Below are 205 nucleotides of genomic sequence, written 5' to 3'. Positions count from 1 at the left end.
ATGCCGAAGCGCATGCGCAGCACCCGCTCCTCGCGCGGCGTCAGGGACGCCAGCACGCGGGTGGTGGTTTCGCGAAGGTTCGACTGGATGGCCGCGTCGATGGGCAGGATGGCATTCTTGTCCTCGATGAAGTTGCCCAGGAGGCTGTCTTCCTCGTCGCCGATGGGCGTTTGGAGGCGGAGCGCCTCCTTGGCGTTGCGAGGGA

Annotated in this window: 1 pseudogene; it reads right to left on the bottom strand. The window is 66.3% G+C overall.

From position 1 onward, the window contains the following. Nucleotides 1-205, bottom strand: a pseudogene (locus tag B3E43_RS01130) (RNA polymerase sigma factor RpoD); the annotation flags it as partial.

The sequence above is a fragment of the Brevundimonas sp. UBA2416 genome, assembly GCF_002343105.1.
Taxonomy (GTDB): domain Bacteria; phylum Pseudomonadota; class Alphaproteobacteria; order Caulobacterales; family Caulobacteraceae; genus Brevundimonas.
This window is presented reverse-complemented; position numbering and strand designations above follow the sequence as displayed.